Origin of the sequence: Sphingomonas sp. TX0543, assembly GCF_048565505.1 — a bacterium.
Classification (GTDB): Bacteria; Pseudomonadota; Alphaproteobacteria; order Sphingomonadales; family Sphingomonadaceae; genus Sphingomonas.
This window is the reverse complement of sequence record NZ_JBLZUS010000002.1, coordinates 2,228,314-2,251,496: the sequence shown is the minus strand read 5'-3', so window position 1 is coordinate 2,251,496 and position 23,183 is coordinate 2,228,314. Positions and strand designations below refer to the sequence as shown.

General features: G+C 64.0%; 18 protein-coding genes, 1 tRNA gene and 1 pseudogene. 9 read left to right on the top strand and 11 right to left on the bottom strand.

Annotated elements, in window-relative coordinates; all coding sequences use genetic code 11:
• Positions 1-32: 32 nt before the first annotated feature.
• Positions 33-539, bottom strand: a complete 507-nt coding sequence (locus tag ACM61V_RS11425; protein WP_137786155.1) for a winged helix-turn-helix transcriptional regulator — start codon at positions 537-539, stop codon at positions 33-35.
• Positions 540-645: 106 nt separating this feature from the next.
• Here ACM61V_RS11425 and ACM61V_RS11420 point away from each other — a divergent pair, with 106 nt between their 5' ends.
• The 9 genes from ACM61V_RS11420 (at position 646) to ACM61V_RS11380 (ending at position 11,693) form a co-directional block, all read left to right on the top strand.
• Positions 646-1,008 (top strand): CC_3452 family protein, encoded by a 363-nt coding sequence (locus ACM61V_RS11420; RefSeq protein WP_137786154.1) that lies wholly within the window; start codon positions 646-648, stop codon positions 1,006-1,008.
• Between the two features lie 101 nt (positions 1,009-1,109).
• On the top strand, positions 1,110-3,218 hold the full coding sequence (locus ACM61V_RS11415; RefSeq protein ID WP_419714004.1) for a RelA/SpoT family protein: 2,109 nt from the start codon (positions 1,110-1,112) through the stop codon (positions 3,216-3,218).
• A 78-nt stretch (positions 3,219-3,296) separates the two neighbouring features.
• Entirely contained in the window at positions 3,297-4,892 is a 1,596-nt protein-coding gene (locus ACM61V_RS11410) for a S10 family peptidase (protein WP_137786152.1), read from the top strand.
• Between the two features lie 86 nt (positions 4,893-4,978).
• A complete protein-coding gene (locus ACM61V_RS11405; protein WP_419714003.1) occupies positions 4,979-6,781 on the top strand; it encodes a DUF885 domain-containing protein in 1,803 nt (600 codons plus the stop codon).
• A gap of 98 nt (positions 6,782-6,879) precedes the next feature.
• Positions 6,880-7,896, top strand: coding sequence for a glycosyltransferase family 2 protein (locus ACM61V_RS11400; protein WP_137786150.1), 1,017 nt, complete (start codon positions 6,880-6,882; stop codon positions 7,894-7,896).
• A gap of 106 nt (positions 7,897-8,002) precedes the next feature.
• Positions 8,003-8,983: an RcnB family protein gene (locus ACM61V_RS11395; protein ID WP_419714002.1), complete on the top strand. Its 981-nt coding sequence runs from the start codon at positions 8,003-8,005 to the stop codon at positions 8,981-8,983.
• Between the two features lie 85 nt (positions 8,984-9,068).
• Positions 9,069-9,752, top strand: a complete 684-nt coding sequence (locus ACM61V_RS11390) for a 2OG-Fe(II) oxygenase (RefSeq protein WP_137786149.1) — start codon at positions 9,069-9,071, stop codon at positions 9,750-9,752.
• A 46-nt stretch (positions 9,753-9,798) separates the two neighbouring features.
• Positions 9,799-11,556, top strand: a complete 1,758-nt coding sequence (recJ, locus tag ACM61V_RS11385; RefSeq protein WP_137786148.1) for a single-stranded-DNA-specific exonuclease RecJ — start codon at positions 9,799-9,801, stop codon at positions 11,554-11,556.
• Positions 11,557-11,618: 62 nt separating this feature from the next.
• Positions 11,619-11,693 (top strand) — tRNA-Glu (locus ACM61V_RS11380).
• A gap of 469 nt (positions 11,694-12,162) precedes the next feature.
• Here the strand turns inward: ACM61V_RS11380 and ACM61V_RS11375 are convergent.
• The 10 genes and pseudogenes from ACM61V_RS11375 to ACM61V_RS11330 all read right to left on the bottom strand — a co-directional run.
• Positions 12,163-12,381, bottom strand: a pseudogene (locus ACM61V_RS11375) (copper chaperone PCu(A)C); the annotation flags it as partial.
• Between the two features lie 72 nt (positions 12,382-12,453).
• Positions 12,454-13,308, bottom strand: a complete 855-nt coding sequence (istB, locus tag ACM61V_RS11370; RefSeq protein ID WP_419713830.1) for an IS21-like element helper ATPase IstB — start codon at positions 13,306-13,308, stop codon at positions 12,454-12,456.
• Positions 13,305-14,561: an IS21 family transposase gene (gene istA, locus ACM61V_RS11365; protein ID WP_419713831.1), complete on the bottom strand. Its 1,257-nt coding sequence runs from the start codon at positions 14,559-14,561 to the stop codon at positions 13,305-13,307. The genes istB and istA overlap by 4 nt, the downstream gene beginning before the upstream one ends.
• 95 nt (positions 14,562-14,656) lie before the next feature.
• Complete coding sequence (locus ACM61V_RS11360) at positions 14,657-15,748, bottom strand: CopD family protein (RefSeq protein ID WP_419714001.1); 1,092 nt, start codon at positions 15,746-15,748, stop codon at positions 14,657-14,659.
• A 1-nt stretch (position 15,749) separates the two neighbouring features.
• Entirely contained in the window at positions 15,750-16,106 is a 357-nt protein-coding gene (locus ACM61V_RS11355) for a copper resistance CopC family protein (RefSeq protein ID WP_137786146.1), read from the bottom strand.
• Entirely contained in the window at positions 16,103-17,293 is a 1,191-nt protein-coding gene (locus ACM61V_RS11350) for an MbnH family di-heme enzyme (protein ID WP_419714000.1), read from the bottom strand. The genes ACM61V_RS11355 and ACM61V_RS11350 overlap by 4 nt, the downstream gene beginning before the upstream one ends.
• A gap of 2 nt (positions 17,294-17,295) precedes the next feature.
• A complete protein-coding gene (locus tag ACM61V_RS11345) occupies positions 17,296-18,150 on the bottom strand; it encodes an MbnP family copper-binding protein (protein WP_171007523.1) in 855 nt (284 codons plus the stop codon).
• A 56-nt stretch (positions 18,151-18,206) separates the two neighbouring features.
• On the bottom strand, positions 18,207-20,243 hold the full coding sequence (locus ACM61V_RS11340; RefSeq protein ID WP_419713999.1) for a TonB-dependent receptor: 2,037 nt from the start codon (positions 20,241-20,243) through the stop codon (positions 18,207-18,209).
• A 33-nt stretch (positions 20,244-20,276) separates the two neighbouring features.
• The gene (locus tag ACM61V_RS11335; RefSeq protein ID WP_137786143.1) at positions 20,277-20,999 is read right to left on the bottom strand and encodes a superoxide dismutase; all 723 of its coding nucleotides are present in this window, start codon (positions 20,997-20,999) and stop codon (positions 20,277-20,279) included.
• Between the two features lie 23 nt (positions 21,000-21,022).
• Positions 21,023-23,170 carry a TonB-dependent receptor gene (locus tag ACM61V_RS11330; protein WP_171007507.1) on the bottom strand — a complete coding sequence of 716 codons (2,148 nt, stop codon included), beginning with the start codon at positions 23,168-23,170 and terminating at the stop codon, positions 21,023-21,025.
• Between the last annotated feature and the right edge of the window lie 13 nt (positions 23,171-23,183).

Genomic DNA, 23,183 nt, shown 5'->3' with positions numbered 1-23,183 from the left:
GTCGCGCCGCTCCGTCGGCGGCGCGTCAGGCGTTATTCGGCAGCGTGGGCGATGTCGGCGTCGTTCACCACGTCTTCGGGAAGCGCCCAGTGCAGATCGCCCTTGGTGAGGATGCGGCCGTCGTGGCTGATGACGGCGATCGGCTGGACCGGGCGGTTGTCACGCGTATCGACAAGGATCGGAAAGGCGGGCACCCCCGTCTCCCAGCGCTCCCCCCATTGCCGCAGTGCAACCATCGCGGGGAGCAGCGCGTGGCCCTTGTCCGTGAGAAAATATTGGATCTTGCGACGGTCTTCGGGCAGCGATTGCCGATCCATGATGCCATGTTCGACGAAGCGTGCCAGGCGGCTCGCAAGAATATTGCGCGCGATGCCCAGTTCGGACTGAAATTCCTCAAAGTGTTGCAAGCCGTTGAACGCGGCCCGCAATATCAGGAACGCCCAGCGCTCTCCCATTGTCTCCAGCGCGGCGGGAAGGCTGCATTCCGTCAGGCGCTCGCGCAGTTTCTCCAAAGGGGCACTCCTTGATTTACAATGCATTGTAGCCGAGGGCGGCTTGGCGACGTACTAAATTATCAGTTGCCACTTGCAACTCGCAAGTGCAACAAGTAAGTAGCCTCCAGCAACCTATTTTGCGAGGCAACATATGATTCGCTCGATTATCGCCGGGGTCCTCACGTCCGCTGCGCTCCTCGCTTCGGCGGGCGTATCTGCCCAGGCTCCGAACGGTTATTTCACCGCCACGCCGGTTAACGCGTCGACGAAAGACGTCGTCATGACGCGCGATACGCCGTGGAACCTTCAGGACGGCGTCTATGTCACCGGCAAAGCGCCGATGCGCGAAATGGTCGCGTGCCAGATGATGGCGCACACGGTGGGTGCGCTCTCGTCCTTCACCGTCGAGGGCAAGGCATTTGACGAAACCGCGCTCGGCGAGTGCAACGGCAAGGCGAAGGGCGGCAAGGTCGCCGTTGCCAAGGCCGGGCCGAACCCGTCGCCCGCCAACTGATCCGAATTCTCTATTAGAGAAATGTGGTCCTTCCGCCGCCCGCCGCGGCGGGAGGACCATTTCTGTTGCAAAGCAATAGCCGAACGCGGCATCGTGCGAGCGTGCTGAGACAATATGAGCTGATCGATCGGGTCCTGGCCTACGATCCGGAAGCCGACGAGGCGCTGCTGAACCGCGCCTATGTGTTTTCAGTCAACGCGCACGGCACGCAAAAGCGCGCCTCGGGCGATCCCTATTTCAGCCACCCGATCGAGGTGGCAGGCATCCTTACCGAGCTGCACCTCGACGACGAGACGATCGCCACCGCGATCCTGCACGATACCGTGGAGGATACGGTGGCCACGCCGGATCAGATCCAGCACCTGTTCGGCGATAATGTCGCGCGGCTGGTCGATGGCGTGACAAAACTGTCGAAGATCGAGGCGCAGACGGAGAATGAGCGCGCCGCGGAAAACCTGCGCAAGTTCCTGCTCGCCATGTCCGGCGATATCCGCGTGCTGCTGGTCAAGCTGGCCGACCGGCTGCACAACATGCGCACGCTCCATCATATCTCGAAGCCCGAGAAGCGCCGGCGCATCGCCAAGGAGACGATGGACATATATGCCCCGCTCGCGGAGCGGATCGGCATGTACGAGTTCATGAAGGAGATGCAGACGCTCGCCTTCCAGCAGCTCGAGCCGGAGGCATATGAATCGATCACCCGCCGGCTGGACCAACTGAAATCCGGCGGCGGCGATCGCATCACGAAGATCGGCGCCGGCCTCAAGACCCTGCTTGCCCGCCACGGTGTCCAGGCCGAAATCTCCGGGCGGGAGAAACATCCCTATTCGATCTGGCGCAAGATGCAGGAGCGCCACATCAGCTTCGAGCAGCTCTCCGACATCATGGCGTTCCGTGCGATCGTTCCGACGGTCGAGGATTGCTATGCCGCGCTCGGGCAGATCCACCGGCGCTGGCCCGCGGTGCCGGGGCGGTTCAAGGACTATATCTCCACGCCCAAGCGCAACGGCTATCGATCGCTGCATACGACCGTGATGCACGCCGAGAACCAGCGCGTCGAAATCCAGATCCGGACCGAGGATATGCACGCGCAGGCCGAATACGGCCTCGCCGCGCACTGGGCATACAAGCAGGATCTGAAGGTCCGCCCGGAAACGCAGCAGCAGAACTGGATCGCCGATCTCGTCGAAATTCTCGAAAATGCCGCGACGCCCGAGGAACTGCTCGAGCATACCCGGATGGCGATGTATCAGGATCGCATCTTCGCCTTCACGCCGAAGGGCGAGCTGATTCAGCTTCCCAAGGGCGCGACGCCGATCGACTTCGCCTATGCGGTGCATACCGATCTGGGCGATCAGGCGGTCGGCGCGAAGATCAACGGGCGGGTGGTGCCGCTGCGCACCGAGATACAGAATGGCGATCAGGTGCAGGTGCTACGCTCCAAGGCGCAGACGCCACAGCCGAACTGGCTGGGCTTCGCGATCACCGGCAAGGCGCTGGCCGCGATCCGCCGGCATCTCCGCCAGGTCGAGCGCGAGCAGATCATGACGCTCGGGCGCAAGCTCTACGACGATATTCTGGCGCGCTTGCCCGCGCCGCTCGCGGCCGGGGCGCTGGAGGAGGCGCTTAAGCGCCTGAAGCTTGCCGATGACGTGCAGTTCCTGACGGCGATCGCGCGCCGCAAGCTGACCGATGCGGAGGTGATTGAGGCGTTGATGCCCGGATCGGCCGGCGCGGAAGTGGCGGAAGCGCCGCCGCAATCCTCCGCGATCTCGATCGAGGGGCTTGCGCCCGGCGTCGCCTATGAGCTCGCTACCTGTTGTCATCCGGTGCCGGGCGACCGCATCGTCGGGCTGCGGCGGCCGGATGCGTCGATCGAGGTGCATTCGATCGATTGCCGCACGCTGGCCGAGCTGGCGGAGCGGACCGACGAGGAGACCGACTGGATCGACGTGCAATGGGGCGACGCCACCGAGGGCGCGGTCGCGCGCATCACCGTGGAGGTGCGCAACGCACCCGGCGCGCTCGGCGTGATCGCGACGATCATCGGCCAGCACAAGGCGAACATCATCAACCTGCGGCTCGATAATCGCGACACCGGCATCCATACGAATACGATCGACGTGGAAGTGCATGACGCGCATCAGTTGATGCGGCTGCTCGCAGGGCTGCGCGCGGTGGAGGCGGTGGCAGGCGCCGAACGCGCCTGATCGCACGGCGGGTTGCGATTCGACGTTAAGCGCGCGAAGAGACGGCCATCGAAATTCATGTAAATCGAGGGTTTAGCCATGATCGCGCGCGCCGCCGCCATTCTTCTTGCCACCGCATCGGTCGCCGCCGCCGCACAGGATGCCCGGCCAGCCGAGAAGGGGGCCAAGCCCGCGCTCACCAACGCCGAAGTCGCGAAGCAGGAGGTTGAAGCCGCCTATGCCAACGCGCCGGTGCAGGAGCGTGAGGAGCGTTCCAGGGGCAGCGTCGCGGTAGCGGGCCGCACGCTTGCCTACACCGCGACCGCCGGCACGCTCACGATCCGGGATACGGAGGGCAAGCCGACCGGATCGATGTTTTACACCGCCTACACGCTCGACGGCACGAAGCCGGGCACGAAGCGGCCGATCACCTTCTTCTACAATGGCGGGCCGGGCAGCCCGACCTTCTGGCTCCACATGGGATCGTTCGCGCCGGTCCGGCTGCGCACCGGCAACCCGGAGTTCATGCGCCCTGCACCGTTCGATTTCGGGCCTAACCCGGATACGCTGCTCGACAGGACGGACATGGTGTTCCTGGACGCGATGGGCGCGGGCTATTCGCGCGCGTTGGGCGAAACGAAGCCGGGGCATTTTTATGGCGTCGACGAGGATGTCGATGCCTTCGCGCGCGCCATCATCCGCTATGTGACGAAGAACGGGCGCTGGAACAGTCCGAAGTTCATCTTCGGCGAAAGCTATGGCACGACGCGCTCCGGAGCGCTCGCCTATCAGCTTCAGGATCGCGGCATGGCGCTGAACGGCGTGGTGCTGCTCTCGTCGATCATGAACTATGGCTCCCGCCAGCCGGGGCTGGATCAGGTCTATCTCAACTATCTGCCCAGCTACGCTGCGACTGCGTGGTATCACAACCGCATCCAGAATCGCCCCGCCGACGTGGCGACCATCGTGGAGCAGGCGCGGGCCTTCGCGGTGGGGCCATATGCCTCTGCGCTGGCAAAGGGGCAGTCGATCTCCGATGCGGAGCGCGATCAGGTCGCCAACCAGCTAAGCCAGCTGATCGGTCTTTCGCCGGAGTTCATCAAGCGCGCCAATCTGCGTATCGATCTGCCGCGCTTCCAGAAGGAATTGCTGCGCGACAGCCGCAAGCGGATCGGCCGCTTCGATTCGCGTTACACGGGCACGGATGCGGATGCGGCGGGCGAACGGCCTGAATCGGATGCGTCGTCGGATGCGATCTCTGGCGCGTTTATCGGCACTTTCCAGAATTACGTAACCAACACGCTCGGCTACAAGACCGACATGCAATATCGCCTGTCCGCGCGCGACGCGGCGGGGTTCGACTGGAACTGGAAGCACAAGGCGCCGGGCGGCGGCTATGCTGCGCAGCAAAACAACCCGAACACCGCGATCGATCTGGCAACCGCGATGCGGGAGAACCCTTATCTCAAGGTGCTTTCGATGAACGGCTGGTACGATATGGCAACCCCGTTCTTCGGCACCGAATATGATCTCGGCCATATGATGCTGGAGCCGGCGCAGGCGAAGAACCTGTCGTTCACTTATTATCCCGCCGGGCACATGGCGTATCTCAACCCAGAGGCGCTGCACGCGATGCGGCGCGATCTGGTCAACTGGTACGATAGCGCACTCGCCGGCCCGGCGGCGGCAAACTGATCGACGGCGCGCGGGTGTATTATTGAGTTGCGACACCCGCGCGTCGCGCTACGATATGCCATCACCCACATAAAGAGGGGCACCAGATGGACCGCCGTACATTCCTGACTTCCACCACCGCAGCATCGGCGATCGCGCTGATGCCCGCCGCGCTGCGCGCGCAGGCTGCGTCCGGTGACGCGAAGCTTAACGCCACATTCGATCGGATCATGGCCGATCTGCTCAAGGAAGCGCCCCCGCTCGCCACCGTGCTCGGCATGGACAAGGGGCCGAACGCCGCGCTCAAGCACAAGCTCGGGGATAATTCCGCGGCGGGCCGCGCGCGCGGGCAGCGGATGCTCAAGCAGGCGATCGGCGAGATCACCGCCATCGCTCCGACAACGCTCTCTCCGGCGTCGAAGCTCGATCGTGAAGTGGTTCTCTATTCGCTCAACGCCCAGGCGATCCCCATGGATCGCTTCGGGCTGGATTCGGTACAGCGCCCGTATCTGATCTTCCAGCAGGGCGGCGTCTATTTCGAGACGCCGGATTTCCTCAATTCCTCGCACACGATCACCAATGCGGAGGATTGCTCCGCCTATCTCGATCGTCTGGCGGCAATGGCCACCACGCTCGACAACGAAACGGCGCTGCAGAGGAGCGAGGCGGCGCGTGGCTATGTGGCACCCGGCTGGTCGCTTGATCTGACGCTGGGGCAGATGGGCAAGTTGCGCAGCCCCGCGCCGGCTCAAAACGGCCTTACCGAGTCGCTCGCCTCCCGCGCGGCTAAGGCGAACATTCCCGGCGACTGGGCGGCGAAAGCCAGCGCGATCGTCGAGAAGCAGGTCTATCCCGCGCTCGATCGCCAGATCGCGCTGATCAGGGAACTGCGTCTGAAGGGGCGGACCGACGACGGCCTGTGGGCCGTGCCCAAGGGCGACGAGATATATGCCGCGGCGCTCGCCGAGGCGACGACCACCAGCTATACGCCCGCCGAGGTGCATCGCATGGGGCTGGACCAGGTCGCCTCGATCACGGCGGAGCTTGAAACGATCCTCAAGGCGAACGGGCTGACGAAGGGCTCGGTCTCGGAACGGCTCAACGCCCTGAACGTCCGGCCGGACCAGCTCTATCCGGATACCGATGCTGGCCGCGAGCAGCTGATCCGTGATCTCAACGCAGGCGTCGCCGCGATGACCGCGAAGCTGGGCCGGCTGGTCAACAACCCGCCCAACGCACCGCTCGAAATCCGCCGCGTGCCGGTCGAAATCCAGGATGGCGCATCAAACGGCTACTATTACCTCGCCGCACTAGATGGCTCCCGACCCGCAATTTACTGGATCAACCTCAAGAGCGTTGGTGACTGGCCGAAATATTCGCTACCGGCGCTGACTTACCACGAGGGCGTGCCGGGCCATCATCTGCAACTAACCATCGCGCAGCAGGCCAAGACACCGCTGCTGCGCAAGCTTTCGTTCTTCAACGCCTATTCCGAAGGATGGGCGCTTTACGCCGAGAATCTCGCGGACGAGGTGGGAGGCTATGCCACGCCGCTGGAGCGCGCGGGCTTCCTGCAGAGCTACCTCTTCCGCGCCGCGCGGCTGGTGTTCGACACTGGCATCCATACCCAGAAGTGGAGCCGCGAGAAGGCGACTGCCTATATGGTGCAGACGGTGGGCTTCGCGCAGCCTCGGTCGCAGCGCGAAGTTGAGCGTTACTGCACGCAGCCTGGGCAAGCTTGCAGCTACAAGGTTGGCCATGCCGCCTGGGTGCGCGCGCGTGAGAAGGCGATGGCGATCCAGGGCAAGAAGTTCGACGAGAAGAACTTCCACGATATCCTGCACGCGGGCGCAATGCCGCTCACCATATTGGAGCGGATGGTGGAAGAGCGCGCCCGCGCGGGCGCGTGAACCTGCGGAGGGGGGCGCCGGACAAGCCGCGCGCCCCCCGTCCGTTGCTCGCAACAATCTGGTGATTTTCACCCGGCTAGCCGATAAGGGGCGCCGCCATGCAATGCCGCCCACAGCTTTCCGTCGTCATTCCTTGCTATAATGAGGCGGCAACGCTGCCGCTGCTGCATCAGCGCGTGTCGGCGGCGGTGCGCGCTGTAGTGGGCGATGATCATGAGATCGTGCTCATCAACGATGGCTCGCGCGACGATAGCTGGCCTATCATGCAGCGCCTCGCGGCGTCGGACCCGCGCCTCGTTGCGATCAACCTTTCGCGCAATCACGGCCATCAACTCGCGCTTACCGCCGGGCTGGATCTTTGCGTCGGGCAGCAGATACTGATCCTCGACGCTGATCTCCAGGATCCGCCCGAACTGCTCGCGGAGATGCGAGCGACGCTGGCGCGCGAGGAGGCCGATGTCGTTTACGCCGTGCGTCGGAAACGCGATGGGGAGACGCTGTTCAAGAAGGCGACCGCCGCCGCGTTTTATCGCGTGCTCGATCGGGTGACCGATACGCCGATCCCGCTTGATACCGGCGATTTTCGATTGATGACACGGCGCGCGCTTGATGCGTTCCTGTCGTTGCCGGAACAGGCGCGCTTCATTCGCGGAATGGTCGCGTGGGTAGGGTTTCGGCAGGTGCCGTTCCCCTATGATCGGGCCGAGCGCCACGCTGGCGAAACCAATTATCCGCTGTCGAAAATGCTGCGCCTCGCCTTTGATGCGGTGACTGGCTTCTCGACCGCGCCATTGCGCTTTGCCAGCCATGCTTCGGTCGCGCTGGCCGGCGCGTCGATGCTTCTGCTTTTCTACATCGCCTGGGGTTATTTCGAGGGCAGCCCGGTGCAAGGGTGGACTTCCACGATGCTGGTGGTGACGGTGCTCAGCGCAGTGCAGATGTTCGTTCTTGGCATGATCGGCGAGTATCTCGGCCGGCTCTATATCGAATCGAAGCGCCGTCCTCTCTATCTGGTCGCCGACGTAGCCGGGCCGGTGCGCGGTCGCGCTTCGCTTGGATATAAGTCGGATCAGCCACCAGCAGCCGACTTCACTGGTACGGCAAACGAGGCTTGATCCTTTCAGTCGGCTGACAGCTCGGTTCAGCGCGCATTCGCCATCGCTCGCTCATAACGGCATCATCAACAGGGCCGGCCATGCGTCGGCGATGGAGTGACCGGGAATGAGAAAGCTTATTTCAATGACCCTGATGGCCGCCGCCTCGCTGCTGCCGCTGTCAGCCTCCGCGCAAGATAATGCTCAGCAACGCGGCGATCGCGGCGATCGCGGCGGTGCGCCGCGCGGCGATCACCAACCGCATCAGTTACCCGGCGGCGGCTGGCAACGCCCCGCAGCGCCGCAGCAGGGTCAGGCCCCGCAGCCGCAACTTCAACAGCGTCCGCAATGGCAACGCGCTCGGCCGGATGGCGGCCAGCGTCCGCCGATGCCGGACGATCGCGCCAATGTTCAGCGCCCGCAATGGAATGGTGGCAATCGCGATCAGGCCCAGCGGCCGCAGTGGCAGGGCGGTCGGCCAGATGGCGCGAACGCGCAGCCTTCGCCGTGGAACCAGCGCCCGCAATGGGCACAGCCGGGGCGCGATACGCCTGCTGGTCGCCCGGGCACCGTCCAGCGTCCGGACCCGAACGAGCAGGGTCGCGGATCCGGGCGCGAGCAGCATCGCGCCGATTGGCGCGATTCTCAGCAGACCGGCGGCTGGCAGCACTCGCGTCCTGACAACTATCGCGGTGGCGGCTGGCAGGATCGCGATCGTTATCAGGACGATCCTCGGCGCGGGTGGGATGATCGGCGTGGCAGCGGGGGCGATCGTTACGCCAATGGAAATCGTGGGCGATGGAGCCGCGACTGGCGCCGCGACACCCGTTATGACTGGAACCGCTACCGTTATCAGAATCGTCAGGCGTTTCATCTGCCGCGTTACTACGCGCCCTATGGCTGGGATTATGGCTATCGCCGGTTCTCGGTCGGGATGACGCTCTCGAACATGCTGTTCGCGCAGGATTACTGGATCGATGATCCGTGGAGCTATCGCCTGCCGGAGGTTTACGGGCCTTATCGCTGGGTGCGCTACTATAACGATGCCGTTCTGGTCGATGTTTATTCCGGGCAGGTCGTGGACGTGATCTACGATATATTCTGGTAAGCGCTCCGTTCGACGATATGTCGGGTGTCGCCACCGGCGGCACCCGCCTTGTCATCGGGCGCACCACACGCGAAATGGCGCGATCATGACGGCGAATCTCGGATCTCCAGTGCAACCATCGCAACTGCGGCGATTGATCGGCGAGCGGGTGAAGGCGCGGCTGGATGCCGATCCGCGTATGGAGCGTCTGCCGAGCGACCTTGCGGTCGCCTATCGCTGCCGCGACTATCTTGATGCGAGCCGGTGCGCGCAGTTGATCGCGATGATCGACGCGAACCGCCGGCCCTCAACCTTGCTTACCGACCGCGACAGTTCGGAAGTTCGGACGAGCGAAAGCTGCGATATGCAACGTGCGGCCCCCGAAGTGCGCGAGATTGACGAGGGCATCGCCGCGCTGCTCGGCATCGCACCCGAAAATGCGGAAACGATGCAAGGCCAGCGTTACGAAGTCGGCCAGCTTTTCCGCCCGCACCACGACTATTTCCATGATCGCGAAAGCTACTGGCCGGCGATGAAGATCAGCGGCGGGCAGCGGACCTGGACGGCGATGGTCTACCTCAACGACGTGGAAGAGGGCGGCGCAACCTGGTTTCCACAGGCCGGGCTTCGCGTTGCGCCCCGGCGCGGGATGCTGCTCACCTGGAACAACATGAACCCGGACGGCAGCCCGAACCTGGCGACGCTCCATGAGGGGTCGCCCGTCACCGAGGGGGTGAAATATATTGTCACGAAATGGTTTCGGGAGGGCCCCTGGATAGCGGGCTGCTGATACCGACGGGCTGCGCGAGAGCGATGAAATGTGCCAATAGGCGGCGATGAACATATCTGTCCTCGGCATTGAAAGATCCATCCTTGGCCAGCCGTGGCGCTGGCGCGCATTGGCTTCGGACCAGCGCGAAGATTTGATACCCGACGATCTGGTCACGCAATTGCTGCTGGCGCGTGGCGCGCCGCGGGATGCGCTGGAGCTCCACCGTAATCCCACCATACGCGGGTTCATGCCCGATCCTTCGATTTTCCGGGATATGGACCGCGCAGCGGCCAGACTTTCCGACGCGGTCGAGAATGGCGAGCGGGTCGCAATCTTCGGCGATTACGATGTTGACGGGGCCACCTCTGCGGCCCTGATGATCCTGCTGCTGCGAGCGCTGGGGCTGGAGGCGCGGCCTTATATTCCGGATCGGTTGATGGAGGGTTATGGCCCGTCCGGGGCCGCGCTCGTGCGTCTGGCGGGCGAGGGGGCGACGCTGATCGTTACGGTCGATTGCGGCGCACAAGCGTTTGAGGCGCTGCATGCGGCGCAAGCGGTGCCGGTGGACGTGATCGTGGTCGATCACCACCAATGCGCCACCACGCTGCCGCCGGCACTGGCGCTGGTAAACCCGAATCGCCTGGATGAGGCGGAAGGGCGCGCGCATGGCCATCTCGCGGCCGTGGGGGTTGCCTTCCTGCTCGGCGCGGCGCTGTTGCGCGAATTGCGGAAGCGCGGCTGGTTTGCCACGCGCCCGGAGCCGCGCCTGATCGACCTTCTCGATATCGTCGCGCTGGGCACCGTGGCGGATGTGGCGCAGCTACGCGGGCTCAACCGGGCGTTCGTCGCGCAGGGTCTGAAGGTGATGGCCGGCCGCCAAAATATCGGGCTTGCGGCATTGATGGACGCGGCGCGACTGACTCGCGCGCCAACCGCGGCCGATCTGGGCTTCGCACTTGGCCCGCGGATCAATGCCGGCGGGCGAGTGGGGCGCGCCGATCTCGGCGTGCGCCTTCTTACCACGCGCGATCCGATCGAGGCACGGGATATAGCAGGTGAACTCGACCGTCTGAACGAGGAGCGGCGCGCGATCGAAATGTCCGTCCAGGAGTCCGCTGAGGGCTTAGTGGCGCACGACCGCGCGGTCGCTGTTGTCGCGGGCACAGGATGGCATCCTGGCGTTATCGGCATCGTCGCAGGGCGCTTGAAGGAAAAGCGTGGGCGACCCGCGATCGTCATCGCGATCGATGAAGCGGGGATCGGGAAGGGTTCCGGGCGCTCGATCGTCGGCGTCGATCTCGGGCAGGCGGTGCTCGCGGCGAAAGAGGCAGGGTTGCTCGTCGCAGGCGGTGGACATGCAATGGCCGCTGGATTGACGATCGAGGCGAACAATATTCCGGCCTTCACGGACTTTCTGGAGGAACGGCTGGCCGAAAAGATCACAGCAGCGGCGGCGGACCGCGCTCTGCTGGTCGATTCGGTCCACGCACCGGGCGGCGTTACTCCGGAACTGGTCGAGGCGCTTGAGGCTGGCGGCCCCTATGGCACCGGCTGGCCTTCGCCACGCGTCGCGATCGGACGCGTGCGCCCCGTTCGCGTCGATGTGGTCGGCAATGGGCATGTGCGCGCAATCATGGCCGGCGACGACGGCCGCAGCTTCAAGGCAATGGCCTTCCGCGCGGCGGACACGGCGCTGGGCCAGGCCCTGTTGGGCGCAGAGCCGCACCGTCGGCTGTGGCTGGCCGGCCGGCCAAAGATCGATACATGGGGGCAGCGGCCGGCGGCAGAGCTTCATCTAGACGATGCAGCCTGGGCAGATTGAGTTTGCGGCGATTGTTGCCTTGACCGCGCCGCTTCCGTCGCCTAACCGCCGCTTCGCCCAATGGCCCCTTCGTCTAGCGGTTAGGACGCGGCCCTTTCACGGCTGAAACACGGGTTCGATTCCCGTAGGGGTCACCAGATTCTGACGAAGCCAGGAATCGCGGTAATTGAGCGCGTTTCCGCAAGTTTAGAGATCGAGACTGTTCGCGATCCGCTATCACCTGCTGCGTTTCGCCAGCACGGCCGCATTTTGCGCGATCGTGAACATCGATCAATAATCATTCAGTTCGTCGATTCAGATCCGTAAATATCGAAAGTACCAGACCATAGGATCAAATTCCCCGTAAGAATATGACATTCTTATGAAATTATCCAATAAGCTACAGTGTAAAGCGGTAAAAGTAATCACCGGGTAATCACCAAAATTGGCGCGTTTTCGTAGATTAGCGCAGTGGCGGCGGTGCGTGACCCGTGCATTCCTAGCAGTCGTCTCGGCCGGAACCACTGCACCCAAGGCATCCTCCGGCTCGCCCAGAAGGACTGCTCGTGCCGAAACTCGGCATTCCTCCGTGCGAGAGGGACATATCTTTCAGTTGCGTGAGCGGTCTTAATGCCGATGGCTTTCAGCAGGGCGCGCACCAAGCGGCAGAACCGTGAGTTGAACATCCACTTTTCCTACGCGCTGGAATGTCAGCGTCAGCGGCACCGTGTCTCCGGCGACGAACGGCGCGTAGAGGCCCTCGAACATGAGATGGTAGACGCCGGGCTGCAGCGTCACCTGTCCGTGCGCTGTGATCGGCAAAGCGTTGAGGTCGCGCATGCTGTCAAAGGGCCCCGAACTTTCCGCAGATGTGGGCGCTTAAAATTCCCTATGCTGGCGGTTTGAGCTATGCGGTGATCAGCCGTATTCGGGATCGGGTTTTCCTTTCGTTGGCGGGCGGCCGCGACGCTTTGGCGGTGGATTGAACGTGACGCCGGCGCGGACGTTTTCGGGCACCAGCGCGGCGTGCTCGCGCATCCTGTAGCTGGAGCCCTCGATCTGGATGACGACGGCGTGGTGCAGCAGCCTGTCGAGCAGCGCCGTCGCCACGACGGCATCGCCGAAGACCTCGCCCCATTCGGCGAAGCCGCGGTTAGAGGTGAGGATCATGGCGCCCTTTTCGTAGCGGGCGTTGACCAGCTGGAAGAACAGGTTCGCGCCGCCGGGTGTGACCGGCAGGTAACCGATCTCGTCGACGACGAGCAGCGACGCTCTGGTGAGGAAGCGGATCTTCTCGCGAAGCGTGCCCTCGCGCTCGGCCTTGGCGAGCTGGGCGATCAGATCAGCCAGCGGGATGAAGTAGACCGCCTTGCCGGCGCGCACGGCCTCGACCGCCAGCGCGGTCGCGATGTGGCTTTTCCCGGTGCCGGGCGGGCCCAGCAGATGGACGACCTCGGCGCGCTCGATGAAGTCGAGGCCGGCGAGCGCCAGGATGCGGTTGCGGTCGAGCGAGGGCTGGAACGAGAAGTCGTAGCCGGCGAGCGTCTTGACGACGGGCAGCCGCGCCATGCGCAGGGCCGCCTTGATTCGGCGGTTCTCGCGCAGAGACAGCTCCTCGCCGAGCAGATCGTCGAGCGCCTCGATGCCGTCGATCTGGCCCTGCTCGATGCGTCGCAAGGTCGCGTCGAGGATCTCAAGCGCCCGCGGCATCTTGAGGCTGACCAGGCTGCGGCGGATCGAGTCGACGCGCGAGGATGGTGCCGCGCCGTTCATGGCCGTCCTTCCATCGCCAGGCTCGCGCCAATGGCTTCATAAACCGCCAGCGAGCGCAGCGGCACATGGTCACCGAGCCGGCCGATCATCGTCGTGCGCCGTTCCTGTGGCCGTGATTGAGGCCTTCCGGTGCGATGACGCCGGTCGATGCGATACTGGAGGCGTCCTTCGAGCACAGGGTGCTCAGCAACCACAACGCCGCGATCGATTACCCGGACTACGTCCGGTAGCTGCTCGACCTCGACGATGCGGCGCGTGCGGTCAGGCACGCTGTAGAAGTTGCCGCCGACCGCCACAAAGCCGTCATGGGTAACCCGCCGCTCGAGCTTCAGCACGGCGTTGAAGCGGTGTTCGGGCAGCCGCTGCAGTTCTCCCTGCTCCTCGGCGAAGGCCTCGGCCACCACGCGCTGCGTCGTGCCGTGCACCCGGACATTGGCCACCGTGTCGAGCCACTCGACGAGCTGGGCGTTGAGGTCCTCCATGTTGCGGAAGGATCGGCCCAGGAAGAAGTCCTCGCGGATGTAGCGGAACGGCCGCTCAACTTTCCCCTTCGTCTTGGCGCGATAGGGCCGGCACGCCCGGGGCTGGAACCGGTAGTGCTTCGCCAGCGCCAGCAGCGAGGTGTTGTAGACGATGTGGCCCTGGTCGTCCTCGCCGGTGACCGCGGTCTTCATCCGGTCATAGAGGATCTCGATCGGCACGCCATCGATCGCCTCGAACGCCTGCATGTGACAGCGCAGCAGCGTCTGCAGGTCCTGATGCAGCACATAGCGGGCGAACACGAGGCGCGAGTAGCCCAGCACCAGGCTGAACAGCCAGACGATGCGCACCACGCCCGGCTCGTCGGTGAACTCGACGACGAACCGGGCGAAGTCGACCTGGGCCTGCACGCCGGCCTTGGTCTCGAAGCGAACCTCGTAAGGCTTGGGATCATGGTCGGGCCGGATTGCTGCCAGGTAGCGCTTCACCGCGGTGTACGCGCCGGCATAGCCCATCTCCCTGATCTCGCGCGTGAGGCGCGAGGCCGTCAGCTCGGGGAACGCCGTCACGCGCTCGCGCAGGAACTCCATGTAGGGCGCGATCTTGCTCGGCCGCCCGGCCTTGCGGGGGCCGTAAACCGGCACCTCGACGCCGCGCTCGATGTATTTGCGAACGGTCTTGGGATCACGGCCCGTCCGGCGGGCGATCGCCGTCACCGACAGCCCCTGCCGGTGCAACTCCAGTATCATCATGGCTTCTCCAAGTCGGATCATCAGCGCCGCCTCCCGCAGGAGGTCATCGCGCCGATTTTGGCGTTGCCCAATGAGCCGGGGTTAACCCCGGCTCATTGGGCAACCAGGCCCAACAATCAGGGAATTTTCAAAGCCCACATCCGCGGAGAATTACACGCCCACTGACACATGCGGGCGATGCCGCGGTCGGTGCTCGACGCGTGCAGCGTCACCCGCTCGGCCCAGGGGCTGCTTGCCGCGATAAGCCTGTCCTCGACCGGCTGGTTGTTGACGATCGTCAGATAGCCAGCGCCCGTGGGCGCCCCGCCGGGCATAGCCGGCGCCCATGGGTCGACGATAGCGATAGGGCCGCTGACCTGCACCTCGCCGCCATGAGCGTGCGCGGCATCGGTTGTATCATGAGGTGACAGATAAGTGGTGATATAGGCAGTCGCGGAGATGATGGCGGCGAACAACAGCAGTTCACCAACGATCATCCGTCGCAGCCGGATACGCGCCCTGTCCTGGCCGGCAAGTTGCGGTGTGAGCACGACCCGGTTGACCCCGGCGAGTGCGAGCAGCAGCGCTGTCAGCCCCAGCTTCGTTAACAGGGCTTGCTGGTAGGCAAGCGCGAGGTCGATGCGAAACTCGAGCAGGAGCGTGGCAGTCGTCAGCGCGGCGATAAGTAGAGCCATAACGACCCAGACCGCTTGGCGGCTGAAGCGACCGACCAGCTCGGGGAAATTCGTCGAGGCGGTGCGACCGGTCGCCAGCAGAATCCAGAGCCCACCGCACCACCAGGCGGCGGCGGTGACATGCAGGATTATGGTGATTGAGGTGAGCATCCCGCGTGAGGCGGAATGGCCTACGACGCCGAACGCGACAAGAATCAAGACCGCGCCAATGGGTGCGGTGCGGCGTTCGGTTTTGAGCGCCAGCCATAGGCCACCGATCAGCTGCAGGCCGAGGGCGACGCCAAGCGGTGACAGGAAGATCGCAGCGAGAGTGGGGGCATCCGCATCGCCGCCGAGCCGCAGGAAGAAGATCAGCGCCGTTGCGCAGGAGGTGAGGACGAGCAGACTGCCGGCAGATCGCACCAGACTGGTCGGGAGGTGCAGCGGCGTCTTGAGGCCCCACGCGAGCGACACACGCGCGATCGCCAGCCCGGCCCCGGTCAGCGCTGCGGCGTAGCCCAGCGCCTTGACGATGGCAGCGATCGCCTCAAGCATGTCAGGGCTTGGGCGCGCGCAGCACGACGATGATGCTGCCTTCGACGACATGCCCGTCGCGCGACAGCGCCCGCCAGCGGACCTCGTTGCGGCCACGCGCGAACCCTGGCCTCGCGGCATTGAAGGTCGTAGCGCTTCCGGTCGGCGTGAAGGACAATTGCCGTTCGCCGGCAGCCGTGACGAGCGTCAGCGAGGTCAGCGAGGCGGGTTCGAGGAAGGTCAGCGTCAGCACCGGCGGGGATTGGGTGAGCACGCTGCCACTCGGCGGATTGGAGCTACGCAGTGCCGTATGGGCCTGAACGGCGGCAGGTATCGCCGCCAGTATCAGAGCGAGAGCCGCCCGAAATCCTTTCGTCATTTGCTCTTGTCCTTTCGGAGCCAGGGATTGGCGAAGCGCGGATCGTGGAGCAGCGCCTCGTCTGTCAGGGAATTAAGGAAGGCGATAACGTCAGCCCGCTCCTCGCGCGTCAGCGTAAAGCCCGGCACGAACGAGCTTTTGAAGGGATTGGTGCGCCCGATACCGGCATGGGGTCCCGACGCGATCGTCCGGCCGCCAGCCGCATAATGATCGAGAACACCATCGAGCGTCGCGATCGAGCCGTCATGCATGTAGGGACCGGTCACCGCGACATTGCGCAGGCTCGGCGCGCGGAACCGGCCCATATCCTCCGGCTTGCCGGTGATCTCCATGATGCCGGTGTTGTCGGCCGGATAAGCCCCCTTGCCGTCAAGATTATAGAGGCCGGTATTGTGGAAGGCGATCTCCCCGGCCTTGTTGCGCTCGTGGAGCACTGTGTCGGCAAGGTTCAGGCCATTGTGGCAATGGTGGCATTCGAGGCGTTCGGAGAAGAACAACGCCTCGCCGCGGATCGCGGCATCGGACACCGCATCGACATCGCCTTCGTAGCGGTAGCGGTCATAAGGCGACCGCATCGACACGATCGAGCGCTCGAAGGCGGACAAAGCCCGGACGACGGTCGCGAGCGAGATTTCACCATTGGCCTCGGGAAAGGCCTCGGCGAAAAGTCGCCGATAGATCGGCTCGGCCGCGAGCCGCTTCACCATCTCCTGTTCTTTCCCCGCCAGACCCAGTTCGATCGGTTCCTGGCCGATCAGCGGCACCAGCGCCTGCTGCTCCAGATGCCTGAGCAGAGGATTGGCCCAGGTCAGCACCGGGAAATAGGCGACGTTGACCAGCGACATCGAGTTGCGGGGGGTCGACTGGCCCGTTACGCCCCTTGCGACCGCGCGCCCATCGGTGAAGGCGCGGGATTGCTGGTGGCAGCTCTCGCACGACATCGAGCCGTCAGCGGACAGGCGCTTGTCGTAGAAAAGGTGGCGTCCCAGTTCGACCTTGGCCGCCGTCGTGGGATTGGCGGCGGGCTCCATCGGCTTGGGCGCCCATCCCGGCAGACCGAAATCGTACCGGCTGGGCACCATCGCCTCGATCGGCTGCAGCGCCGATTGTCTTTGCTGGGCGTGCGCGATGCTGAACAGCATCAACATCGCGGACACAGCCAGAGCGATATTCGACGCGCGCTGCACGGCTATTCCGCCCGCACCCATTTCTGCCCGGCCGACGGCTGTCCGTCGAACGCAAGGCCGAGGCGATCGAAGATCGCGGTGCAGTCGCCATCGCCGGGGAAGGACATGCAACCCGATGCTGACTTCGGCGCATTAACCGTGATGTCCGTGCCCGCGAGCAGCGCGCCGAGGTCGAGGACCACGGTGGATTTCGCGGGATCGAAGCCTTCGAGCCGATAGTGCGGTCGGTTGGGATTGGCGCAGGGTGTCGTCGGCGCGGTCATTGGCGAGCCCTCACCGCAATTGGTGCTGCCAAGATGGATCGAGAAGCCGGTAGCGGCATTGGGACCGCCCGCGCCGCCGCTGGTCTCCAGATCGATCCCGGTGAACTTGTAGCCGATCCGCCACGGCCAGGTCATTGCGGTCACGTTGAGCGGCGCGGCGGCGAGCGTCGGGTCCTGATGATTGACCGCCTGCGGGACGCCGATGTCGAAGACGAGCCCGCGATAGTTGCCCGCCGGCACCGTGCCGCGCACCACCATGTTCGTCGCCGCGTTGCCGTTGCAATTGCCGGTACCGTTCTCGAAATCGAGCAGCGCCACCTGATCGCTCTGCCACTGATCGTCAGGGGTGAGCGTCACCGGCACTTCACGACCCCTGGCGTCGATCAGCTTCACCGCCGAGACGTATAGGCGCAGGTCTTGGAAACGCAGGCCTGCCTTCGCTGTGCCGACATTGGCATAGGCCTTGTCGCAACGCGCCGGTTCGCTCCCGACACGGGCATCGAAGCGTATTTGGACCGGCTGTGCCTGCGCCAGCGCGGGCACGGCAATGGAAGCGCTAATCAAAGCTATTCCGCCAGTGATGATCGATCGCATAACATTCTCCATTATCTGTCTGTTGTATGAGTTCCGGGTGCTGGGTGAGTGCATCTTCAGAAAGATACCGACCCTCGAATGCCGATCGTCCTCGGCGGCACGCGAGTTGCGAAGGCCACAGGGTTCGGGAAGATTTCGTCCCGCTCGTTGAGCAAATTGTCGCTGAACACGCCCAATGTGTAGCGTCCGAAGTCGAACGTGGCGCTGGCGTTCAGCAGGTCCAGCCTGTCGCCTTGCGCCGTCAGGCTCGCCGTGCGCTGTGCGAAGTTGCCCGCGCCGCGCCGATTATAGTCCACGCGCACGCGTCCCTGGACGCTGGCGGAAAGGTTTGCCTGTGCATCGACGAAGAAGGTGAGGTTGGACTTCGGGATGTAGTTGAGCCGATCACCCTGCGCATAGGCGCTTCGAGGAGCAACCGACACGACCTCCGTGTCGAGCAGCGCGCCGGCGCTGCCCAGCGCCAGCCATGGCAACGGGCGAAGCTCGAGCGACCAATCGATCCCCTTGATATGCGCGCGGCCGACATTTCCGGTGTATCCAAGTCCGATCGAGTTGGCGATCGTCGACACCTGCATGTCGCTGTAGCGGCTGATAAAGCCCGCCACTTCGCCCGTTAGCAGGCCGTCCATCGTGCTGAACTTCGTGCCGAGTTCATAGCTCCACAGCTTTTCCGGTCCGAACGACGGCGGAACAGCCGCATTGACGACGTTGAACCCGCCGCTGCGGAAGCCCTTCGCAACGCTGGCAAAGACGTTCCAGCGCTCGCCGAGCCGATAGGAGACGTAAATCCGCGGGTCGACGGAATCGAACGTCTGGTCCGCCTGGTTTGCCGAGGGAGCCTTCTCCTTGTCGGAGAAGTACCGCAGGCCGCCGCCGATCTCCAATCGGTCCGTCAGGTCGAAGCTGGTGTTCGCGTACACCGATATGCTGTCACTCTTGATGGCGGCGATGTTGGGGAAATTGACGGGTGTGCCGACAGTGCCGTTCGCCGGCCCCAGCAGGTAGAGCGTGTTGTCCGAGAAGTAATCGCCGTGCCGGTACAGACCGCCTACAGCCCAGCGCCAACGACGATCGCTTTCCGAACTCACCCGCAGTTCGACGCTCTGCGCCTTGTCGTTATTGTCGAAGCGGAGGAACCGGCCATTGCCGGCGAAGGGGCTGTAGAAGGCGCCGCGCGACACGTTGCGGAAGGCGGAACCGACCGCGAGCAGGTTCACGCCTTCCAGGTCCCAGTTGGCGGTCAGGCTGTAAAGTTCGTGATCGTTGGAGGCGGGCTGCACCGCATCGGGAGCGAATGCCGGCAGGATCAGATTGGCATCGGCATTCTCGCCGTTGCTGAGCGAGCCGACATCGTTGCGATGGATCTGCACCATTGGCGTCAGCGATAGGCTGTCCGTGAGGTGGATCAGCCCCTTCACACGAATCTCGAAAAGCTCGCCGTTGTTGATGTTACGGCGGCCCGCTGTCGGCGCGTCGATCCAACCGCCCAGATTCTCGTAGATGCCGGAGACGCGAAGAGCGATGCCGTCGCTGACCGCCAGATTGGCTACGCCGGTAATCCGCTGCGACGCTGCGCCGCCCTTCGTTCCCCACAGCTCCGCGTCAGCGCTCAGGCTTGTCTCCCCGATCACCGGCGCCCGGGTCAGGAAGCGGACGGTGCCGCCAAGTGACCCCTGCCCGTAAAGCGTGCCTTGCGGCCCCTTCAGCACCTCCACCCGTTCCACATCGAGCGCGCGGAAGTCGAGCGGGCGGCCCAGCGGACCATCGGCAGCGATCTCGTCCAGATAGATGCCGACCTGCGGAAAGTTGCCGCCGCCGTCCCCCACGCCGCGCAGCATCGCGCGGTTCTGTGCCATGCCGGTGACGACATTGATCAACTCGGGAACCGCGAAAGACAGTTCCTGAAGCGTGGTGATCCGACGTTCCTTCAGCTCCGCGCCGTCGATCGTGTCGATCGTGATCGGCACGTCGATCAGCCGCTCTTCGCGCTGCTGGGCGGTTACGACGATGTCGGCATCATCCGTGCGGTCCTGCGCTACTGCGGGCACGGCCATGGTGCTCGACAAGAGAATCCATAAGAATCGTTGTGTCATACCTTCCCCCTTTTGGAATGGTGTCTGGAATGGTCAGCGACGCGATGTCGCCGCAGCGAAGCGATCCGAAACCGTCTTCCAGTTCACCACCTGCCACCAGCCATCGAGGTAATCGGCGCGACGGTTCTGGTATTTGAGATAGTAGGCGTGTTCCCAGACGTCGTTGCCCAGGATCGGCGTGCCCTTGACCTCCGCGGCATCCATCATCGGATTGTCCTGATTGGGGGTGGAGGTGATGGCGAGCTTGCCGTCGGCGCCGACGATCAGCCAGACCCAGCCGGAACCGAAGCGCGCTGTGCCCGCCGCCTTGAATTGCGCCTTGAACGCGTCGAGCGATCCGAACTGCGCGGTGATCGCCTTTGTCAGTTCGGCAGACGGCTGGCCCGCAGTGGCGGGCGGCGCCATCGTCGCCCAGAAGAAATTGTGGTTCCAATGCCCACCGGCATTGTTGCGCACCGCAGCGGGCAGCGCGCCGGCACGCGCAACCAGTTGCTCCAGCGTCTGGCCCGTCAATGCCGGATCGGCCGCCACCGCCTTGTTCAGATTGTCGACATAGGCTTGGTGATGCTTGCCGTGATGAATGGTCATGGTCTGCGCATCAATCGCAGGTTCGAGCGCGTTTGCGGCATAGGGAAGCGGCGGGAGGCTGAACGCTGCCGGTTGCGGCGAAGCTGAGGGTTCCGACTGTTGCGCCTGTGCGATGGCCGGATTCAGCAGAGCAGCGGCAGTGGCGAGAATGGCAGTAATGGTACGCATGAGTTTGGCTCCTTTGGCGAGGATCAGAATTTGCGAGTGAATGACAGTTCGACACTGCGCGGCGCGCCGATGAAGACGAGGCCGGACGCATAGCCCGACCAGTCGGCATAGAATTCGTCGGTCAGGTTGCGCCCTCGCAGCGTCAGCGTACCGAACGGTGCGTTCCAAGATACCGCCGCATCGAACGTCGTGAATGCGTTGACCTTCGTGACGTTCGCAGTCTCGGTATAGAAATCGCCATTGTGGCGCACGCTGCCCACCAGCGTTATCGGCAGCGCCTTGGGCGCATAGGTAACGACGAGATCGGCAAGTTGCTCGGGTACGTTCTGTGGTCGGTTGCCGGCACGGTTGAGCCCCCCGGCTTCGATCAGCTGCAAATACTTCGCATTGAGCAGCGTGCCGCTTGCGGTCACGTTCAGTTCCGGCGTGACCGGCAGGTTGAGCGATAGTTCCGCCCCGCGTGATCGCTGAGAACCACCTTGAAACACCACGGCCGGATTGATCGGGTCGCGGGTGAGGATGTCGTCCTGCTCGATGTTGTAAACCGAGGCGGTCAATTCAACGCCGCTACCGGTGAGCGACGTCTTAATTCCGGCCTCGTAAGAACGGCCGGTGGTCAGCTTGTAGCGGGCGTTGGTCGCGCTCAGAAACAGCAGGCCGCTGACCGGCGTGACGGTATATGTATATTGCGCGAACAATTGGGTCCGCGGCGTAATGCTGTAGACCGTGCCTGCCCGCCATGAGATCGGGTGATAGCTCTGGCCGTAGGTCTGGACCGCGCCGCTAGTAGCGTTGAGGACGCGGCGATCGAGCTTGACATCGTCATAGCGAATGCCGCCGACGACCAGCCACTGATCGGTCAGGTTAAGTGCGTTTTCCGCGAAGATCGCGAGCGCATCGACCTTGGCGGTGACGTCCTGACGGGTGTCGAAATTGGCAGGTGTGTCGGCCGGGAATGTGCCGCGCACCGGATTGAACGGGTCGAGCGACGTGCCCGTGCCGAAGCGGCGAACCGTGAAGAAGTCGGTCTCGCCATATTCCGCGCCGATCGTGAACCGGTTGCGCAGGCCGCCGATGCGCCCGTCGAAGGCAAGGTGCAGCCGCTGGTTCCAATATTGATGATCGTGGCTGATATAGGTCGCGCCGCGCCCGATCAGCCCGGTCGCCGCGTTGAAGCTATATTCGTCGGCGTCCTTGTAGTCGCGGAAGCTGTCATAATAGCTGGTGTCGCTGACGATCTTGAGCGTGTCGGTCAGCGCATATTCGGTGCGCGCGCGCAGCCAGGTCGTGTTCGACCCGTCATGGCCGTCGGTATAGTCATAGTTGGTCCGGCGCATCGCCTTGTCGAGCACGAGGCCCGAACTGCCGGAAACGGCCGAGGACGGGTCACGGGCGACCGCGCGGGAGACGACCGGCGTGCCGTAATAGGCCGTGTTGAACCGATCCTCAAAGTGATCGACCGAGACCACCAGCGAGAAGCGGTCGCTGGGCTTGAACAAAAGCGACCCTGTCGCGGCGAACGTCCGGCTGTCGGTATCGTCGATCCAGCCCGAGGAGCGCGAGAAAGAGACGTCGCCGCGCACGGCCACGGTCTTGCTCAACGGCAGGTTTGCGTCGGCGGCGAGCCGTCCGGTGTCGAAGCTGCCGTAGCTGGCCAGCATCTCGCCGCTCGCCCCTTCCAGATTGGGGCGGCGGGGCACGAAGTTGATCGCGCCCGCAAGTGCGCCTTCGCCCGAGGTGACCGAGGCAGGACCCTTGATGACCTCGATCCGCTCGAATGACCAGGCGTCCCAGTTGCGTAGGCCGACGTCGGAATTGGCCATCCGCACGCCGTCATAGAGATAGTTCACGGCGCGGTGGAAGCCGCGCATCGAGACCGAGCCGATCGATCCGGGCAGGTTGCCAGATGCGACGCCGGGTGCGGCGTTCATCGCTTCGATCGCGGTGCGAACGCCTTGGAGCTGGAAGTCCTGTTGCGTGACTACGTCCACGACTGCCGGAGTCTCGCGAATGGTGAGGCCCAGGCGGCCGGAGACTTCGGTCTCCTTCTCAAGCTGCTGGCCGGTCACGATGATCGTATCGCGCTCCGGGCGATCGGCGTCGTCGTCACTCTGGGCGAGTGCCGGCGAGGCGACGAAGCACGCGGCGACGGCGATTAGCGATGATTTCACGAGAGACTCCCTG